Consider the following 7,287-nt stretch of genomic DNA (forward strand, 5'->3'; position numbering starts at 1 on the left):
CATGCATGGCGCACACAAAACTGCCCCCGGGAACCGGAGGCAGCATTTATTTAGCTAAGTTATAATATTCTTAGTCGTGCGTAGTTAAGCATGATCTTCTTTTCCCCGTTCGTATCAAACTTCACAGTAGCAATGGGGTTGTGTGCGCTTCCTTCCATTTTTATTACTTCCCCAAAACCAAACTTCTGGTGTTCAACCCGTTGACCAACCTGTAAATTAGAAATATCGCTGGCCACGAAATCGGGTGAGGGCACATGCTCCACCGGTTTGCTTTGTTGTTTGGGTGCTATATAAGAAGGTGTGCTGGGCGTAGTAGATGATTTTTTTGACGGTGGGGCGCCATAACGCTTTTCTGCATTGGCAGCCGAATTACCACCTCCCCAGCCACCGCCGTTCATTCTGTCATAAGCGCTGCGGTTATTAATCTGATTTTTTAAACCGCCACCGGCAAAGCTTCTGTCAACATATTGTTCAGGCAATTCATCCAGGAAACGGCTGGGTTCATTTTGAACCAGGTTACCAAAGCGGTAACGGGTATTGGCGTAGGAGATCCAGAGTCTTTCTTTTGCCCGGGTAATTACCACATAAAACAGGCGGCGCTCTTCTTCCAGCTCTTCCCGGGTATTGATAGCAAGGGCATTGGGGAAAAGCATTTCTTCCAAACCGGCGGCAAATACACAGCCAAACTCCAGGCCTTTCGCAGCGTGTATCGACATCAGTTTTACCGTATCGGCATTGGGATCTTTTTCATCCGCATCCGTTAACAGGGTGATCTGTTGCAAATAGGCGCCCAAACTTTTGTCAGTCACCTCCCCTTCTTCAGTATCGGGACTTTCGGTCCACTCTTTAATACTGTTCAGCAACTCCTGTACGTTCTCGTAACGTTGAACGCCTTCGGTGCTTTTATCGTTGAATAATTCTTTTACAAAATTGGTTTGCTTACCCACATGCACGGCCACATCGTACGCATTCTTGCTTTGCAGCATACTGGCAAAGCTCTTTATCATTACCACAAAGTTTTCGATCGCTTCCAGTGTGCCTGCTTTAAAGCCAACTTCACTCGCCCGCTCCAACACTTCCCACATGGTAATGTTATTCTGATTGGCCATTAAAACCGTTTTGTCGATGGTTGTTTTACCAATGCCGCGTACGGGGTAATTGATAATACGCTTCAAAGCTTCTTCATCGCGGGGATTAACAATAACGCGCAGGTATGCTACATAATCCTTGATCTCCTTACGTGCATAGAAGCTGAGTCCACCAAACATGGTGTAAGGTATGCTCATACGACGCAGGCTTTCTTCAAACGCGCGGCTTTGTGCATTGGTGCGGTAAAGAATGGCGAAATCGCGGTTGTTATAATGGTTGCGCAGTTTTTGTTCCTGGATGGTATCGGCTACGTACTTACCTTCATCATTATCGGTGTTCAAACGTACCAGCTTTATTTTTTCGCCTTCGCCTTTATCTGTCCAAAGGTTTTTGGGAATTTGTCCTTTGTTGTTTTTGATAACCTCGTTGGCTACATCGAGAATGCTTTTGGAGCTGCGGTAGTTTTGTTCCAGCTTCACCACTTTAGCGTCTTCATAATCTTTCTGGAACTGCAAAATGTTTTCAATGGTGGCGCCGCGGAAGCTATAGATACTTTGCGCATCATCACCTACCACGCACACGTTCTCATGCATGGCTCCCAGCAGTTTTATTACTTCGTACTGGGCAGGGTTGGTATCCTGGTACTCATCAACCAGAATATATTTGAACTTACGTTGGTATTTGCTCAGTGATTCGGGTACATTTCTAAGCAGTTCGTAAAACTTCAACAGCAGATCGTCAAAATCCATAGCGCCGTTTTTAAAACAGCGTTTTACATACGCATCATAGATCTGTGCAATCGCCGGGCGGTTAGCGCGCAGATCTTCCTGTTGAAGGGCATAGTCGTTGGCATATTCTGCCGGACCAACCAGCGCGTTCTTGGCGCTTGAAATGCGATTGTAAACGGCGGCCGGTTTGTAATGTTTATCATCGAGGTTCAGCTCGTTCACCACCGTTTTTATTACACTCTTTGTATCGTCGGTATCGTAAATGGTAAAATTGTTGGGATAACCTATATTATGTGCTTCACCCCGTAAAATGCGGGCAAACACACTGTGAAAAGTACCAATGTATAAATTCCTGGCTTCATTGTTACCGAGCACCTTTTCAATACGCTCTTTCATTTCCTTGGCAGCCTTATTGGTAAAGGTGAGCGCAAGAATGTTAAATGCATCTACCCCGCTTGCCATTAAGTGTGCAATACGGGTGGTAAGCACTTTTGTTTTACCACTGCCTGCACCGGCCACAATCATTAACGGACCATCTCTATGTATAACAGCTTCACGTTGCTGTGCGTTCAATCCCTGTAAGTAATCTTGCATTAATGCAAGTTAATGCCTCTGTCTGTTATTTGTAGCAAAAAATAAAAGTCCTTCTCAATTAAGAGAAGGACTATATAATTCATTATTCCGGTAAAGGAAAATGTAAGGGTTAAAAGTGTGAACGAAAGCTACCTGCTTACGCAGTAGTTTCTTCCAGTACCAGCGCCTCAGCCTGAGGAGTGACATTTTTAATGCTCACCTGGAACTTTGTATTCAGGCTAATTGTGTAGTTATTAGCAGCCAACAAAGTCTTCATGGTTGCATCTTCAAGCATAACAGCAGCAAGGTCAAGGGCCAACTGTGAGGTGCTGATTACATTCGCCACTTTACCATTGGTGTACTCAATGGTGAATTTGTATCCGGCTTTGCGTGCAACGCCGGCCTTTTCAAAATCTGGACGATTGAGGTTGAGCACTTGATCACCTACAGCCGATTTCTTCATCAAAATCCTAATAATGGGCAGGTATTTCAGCCAAATGTGAGTATACATTATTCTAAGCGGTTTTACTATGGAAATAATAAACTTTATGTTACGGCAGCAAGCGTCTGCAAAGATGTAAATTTTATTTGCAAAAACGAATGAAATTTAAAAAAAACTTAAACTGGTTTTCCACTTTAACAACCTAAAATAAGCATAAACCCTGCTACATACAAAAAAACCATTACTTGTTATTCCATATATTATCCTTTCTGTTAACATCTGCAACGTAGGTACTTCCCAGCAAAACAGATTTTAGCGCCTTTTTCTCAGGAATTGAAAATGAAATGGAACCCGCTTTTTCCCATACTGCGATCGACCGGTGGATCTTTTCTGTTGAACCATCCTCGTATGTCAAGGTGACATCAACCGGTACAGGCTTATTCCCTTTACAATCAACAGTAATTTTGTAGCCTGCCTGTTTTTTTACTTTTAATGACAGATCAGGAACGCCACCATCGATAAACCACCTTTTCCAGAACCAGTTCAGATTTTTACCCGAACCAGTGTTCATGCAATTGAAAAAATCAAAGGGAATGGGATGTTTACCCTGCCATTGTTGAATATAATAGTGTAATGCCTTAGTAAACAGCGTGTCGCCCAACATATCTTTCACGTACAAATAACCGAGACCGGGCTTGGGATAGGAATTTACAAAATAGTTGGTGCCGGTCATTTGTGTTGACAAACTGGTAATAGGCGCATCGTTTTCAGAACCTGCCACACTTTCATAGCCGTGAACGCCATAACCGTCCCTTAAACTGGTATCAATGATCGTAGAAATGATCCATTCTCCAATGGTGGCCCAGCCTTCATCCATCCAGGCGTATTTTGTTTCATTTATACCCATGTAAAAAGGGAACATGGTGTGAAACACTTCATGGTCAACCAGCTCGATGGTCTCCGAACGACTTTCCAGCGGATTATCATTTACCATCATAGGGTATTCCATTTGATCGAGCCCGTCGAAAATGGTTTCATGCGAATAGGGAAAAGGCCAGCGGGGAAACACATGGCTCATGGCCCACACGGTTTTTCTATTGAAATCAACTACTTCATAATAATCTTTGTGCGCCGGATTAAAAACTGCATCCACGCGTGTTCTTCTTTTTGTGGCAGGATCCACTTCCACGCTCGTAGCTTTCCACAGGTAATGATCGCTCACGCAGAAAGCAAAATCGGTAACATTGGTGGCCGAGAATTTCCATGCATTAAAAGCGTTTGGCCGCGTAATATTTTTTTGTTTCAGATCAGCAGAATCTATGATGTTAACAACTTCATCCTGCTGTTCAGCTGTGCGCAACCGTTGACAATACGTTTCATTCAACACTTCATTGCAATTGGCCAGATCGCCAGTGGCCCATACTACATAATTTCCAGGCACTGTAATGGTCGCATTGAAATTGCCAAAATCATTGTAAAACTCCTGCGGGCCCAGGTATGGCTCCATATTCCAGCCATCTATATCGTCGTATACCGCAATACGGGGGAAGAAGTAAGCAATAAAATCTGCCCCGGGTTCTATTTCGCCGGTACGGATGTGAGATGTTTTATTGAGCGTATACGCATATTGAATACTAAAGTGCATGGTACCGCCGGGCGCCAGCGCCGGAACCTGCACCATCATATTGGTTCCATCTATCCGTAACTGGTTGCTGTCGATAGCAGCACTGTTAACCTGAAAGGAAGAAATATGCACGCCATCGGTAATATCGTGTGATCTCACCGGCATCATGCGCATGCTTCCCTTTTTATAAATATTGGGATACAGCTTGAAAACGATCTGCTGTAAGGTGTTTGGACTGTTATTGACGTAATCAATGTCAACCTTGCCGGTCAGCAACCGGGTTTCGGGATTAAAGTTGATATCGATATTATAGGTACCGGTATTCTGCCAGTATTTAGTGCCAGGCTCTCCGCTGTTGGTACGGGTACTCTTTTCATAAGCTGCCGGCAAATTACTGGGCATGCTCAATGTTTCCTGGGCACTTGCCCGCGCGCTACCAATCAATGCCAGTATTACCAATGACTGTTTAATCAACATACGCATCGTTTAATTATAGATAAATATACAAACCTCGTTCGCTATTTCCCTGCCATTCATAAAAAGCAAAACCCCCGATGATATTGTCGGGGGCTTTACTTATTCTATATAAAACTATAATTAACGCCGATGTTTACTTTGTAAATATTTTCCATATACAATTTCCTGCATGGGTTTCTGGTATACTTTGCTTTCCGTCCAGGAAATAATATCCAGGTAAGCAAAGGCCCGTGTTTCGTACGGGTTCTTTTCCAGGTGTTTGATCTTATTTAAGAATTTTTCCAACTCAGGTTTTAACTCCCGTGGACTGATGCCAAACGAATGGCGAAGGAATTTCAGCATTTCTTCTTCTATTACCGTTATATTCTTCATGCGGGCCATAAACCGGAAAACCGATTTGCTCAGCGATTCCATCAGTTCGAAATTTCCCATTTCATAGTGGGCCAGCATGTGCAGCAACCGGGCGTAACATTGCAAATCGATGCGCATGTCGAGCGGCCCGTTGATGATGCGTTGCAGGTAATCGATAGCCTTTTCAAAATCACCGTTCCCGAAATGCAGCGTGGCAATTTTGTAATTGAATACCAGGATACGATGCTGATCAACAAACAGCGCATATTCTTCCAGCTTTTCTTCAATTTCAGGTACCAGTGCCAGGCCTTCCTTAAAAGTGCCCTGCATCAGGTGCTGGTTGATCTTGGCGCCATTGATATAAATAAAAGTATGCGTGCGGAAATTATCGTGGTGAGTAGCTATCGGTGTTTTGGAAAACTCCTCAAACTGCTTCAGCGTAATTTCAAATTGCTTGAAATTACGCAGGTCAAAATGGGCATTCAGCAGGTTGTGCATGCCCTTTATATAGTGGCCCGTTTCCACCTCTTTCATTTCCGGATGCTCATTGTACAGGTCTATCCATTTTTGACCATAGCGGTAATACATTAAAAAATCCTGCTTGATAAATGCATACCAGTTGTAGCTCTGGTACAGGTATAGCCTTTCGTAAAAACCATCTACTGCATTTTGATCGGTAGGCAGGTATTCTTTCAGGTATTTTTTCAGGGCCTGCTCATCTTCCGGGTTGCGGGCATGCCCGTTTAATACAAACCAGCGGTATAAGAGCAGGGCCAGGTTCGACAATCGCGTTACGCGATCGATATGGCTGCTGATCTCCTGGGCTTCTTCTGCCAGTATAGCTGTTTTTTCGGTAGAACTGCGGGTAATGTGAAGGGTCTCGATCTTTTTTTCAAGAGAAATTACCTGGGCCAGAAAATTGAATTTCTGGTTGGCACGTGCGATCTCTTTAGCCCTTTCAAGAATTTTAAGGCTTTGCAGTTTTAATCCCTTATTGTAAAGCACCCGCGCATGGTCAAGGTGTTCACTAAGTTGAAGATCAATATTTTCGGTGGCTTTCAACAGCCTAAGGCTGCCTAGTAACTGTTTATATAAATGGGTCTTTATGTTGGCAAGCTGCGGCTTCTGAATGTCTGGAAGTTTTTTAAGCAACAACTTTTCGTCGTACTCTGGCAATTTATCCAACGCGTCGAACAGTCGTATGATCTTCAAGTCTTCGTTAGCCGAACTCCTTTTTATATAAAGTTTAAAGTGCCTTTTTTCCGACTTCTCCAGCGAGTGAACCAATTGAAACAACGCATCTGTAAATCGGTTGGACATAATTATGAAATTTGTCTGAAACTCAATACCGGCAAAGGTTTTAGGATTTTTTTCACGCCCTTGGCGTAATTAAACCGGTAGTAAGATGTTTTGAAAGGTACGGATTTACATCCTACTTTTGATTCAGCAAATGAGCAAATGGTTATGGGAAGCAATCGTTAGTGTATATAGCAATCATTAGAGGCTCAAAAAAGAATACGGCAAGTTAATGCGCGGTATTCAAAAAGACAAATAGATTTATCTCTTTTTTCATATGGCAAGCAATCGTTAGAGGCCAGCTGTTTCTACAGGTGGCTTTTTTCATTTAGCCACTGCTAATATAGGTCATTTCTACAATTTACCCCATTTTTAATTATCTGGATCATAAAAAAAAGTCAGTTTTTAGTATTTCGTGGCTTAAAATATGACGTTCCCGCTGGTCCATTTTATATAATTCCCATCAAAAATCCTTTAGAATAACCTTTTAGCGCTGAACAACAGGGGATATAAAAATATTTAATGCATAAGAATCCTGAGGTCACAAAATGTGACCTTAAGATGAAGGCTAACAGTGCCAGACATCCCAATGTCCAGGAACTTGTTTAAGATCATTTTATAATTGCCCTTTCTGGCCCATTACTTATCTTGCCGCAAAGTGAGTGAGACCATGGCTTTTTCTACCGATACATCCAATCAACTGTTTC

At 42.9% G+C, this 7,287-nt stretch carries 4 protein-coding genes; all 4 read right to left on the bottom strand.

All coding sequences use genetic code 11. The features are described from left to right. Positions 1-59 precede the first annotated feature (59 nt). A complete protein-coding gene (locus ACJ751_RS28030) occupies positions 60-2,411 on the bottom strand; it encodes an ATP-dependent helicase (RefSeq protein WP_407748849.1) in 2,352 nt (783 codons plus the stop codon). Between the two features lie 136 nt (positions 2,412-2,547). Further along, entirely contained in the window at positions 2,548-2,901 is a 354-nt protein-coding gene (locus ACJ751_RS28035) for a hypothetical protein (protein WP_407748850.1), read from the bottom strand. A gap of 172 nt (positions 2,902-3,073) precedes the next feature. Then, the gene (locus ACJ751_RS28040; protein WP_407748851.1) at positions 3,074-4,933 is read right to left on the bottom strand and encodes a M1 family aminopeptidase; all 1,860 of its coding nucleotides are present in this window, start codon (positions 4,931-4,933) and stop codon (positions 3,074-3,076) included. 120 nt (positions 4,934-5,053) lie between these two features. Beyond that, positions 5,054-6,604, bottom strand: a complete 1,551-nt coding sequence (locus ACJ751_RS28045) for a hypothetical protein (RefSeq protein ID WP_407748852.1) — start codon at positions 6,602-6,604, stop codon at positions 5,054-5,056. Positions 6,605-7,287: the final 683 nt, after the last annotated feature.

Origin of the sequence: Niastella sp., from assembly GCF_045805085.1 — a bacterium.
GTDB lineage: Bacteria > Bacteroidota > Bacteroidia > Chitinophagales > Chitinophagaceae > Niastella.

Coding starts and splice junctions, on each gene's coding strand:
- ACJ751_RS28030 (WP_407748849.1), bottom strand. CDS start 2,411: ATGCAAGATTACTTACAGGGATTGAACGCACAGCAACGTGAAGCTGTT.
- ACJ751_RS28035 (WP_407748850.1), bottom strand. CDS start 2,901: ATGTATACTCACATTTGGCTGAAATACCTGCCCATTATTAGGATTTTG.
- ACJ751_RS28040 (WP_407748851.1), bottom strand. CDS start 4,933: ATGTTGATTAAACAGTCATTGGTAATACTGGCATTGATTGGTAGCGCG.
- ACJ751_RS28045 (WP_407748852.1), bottom strand. CDS start 6,604: ATGTCCAACCGATTTACAGATGCGTTGTTTCAATTGGTTCACTCGCTG.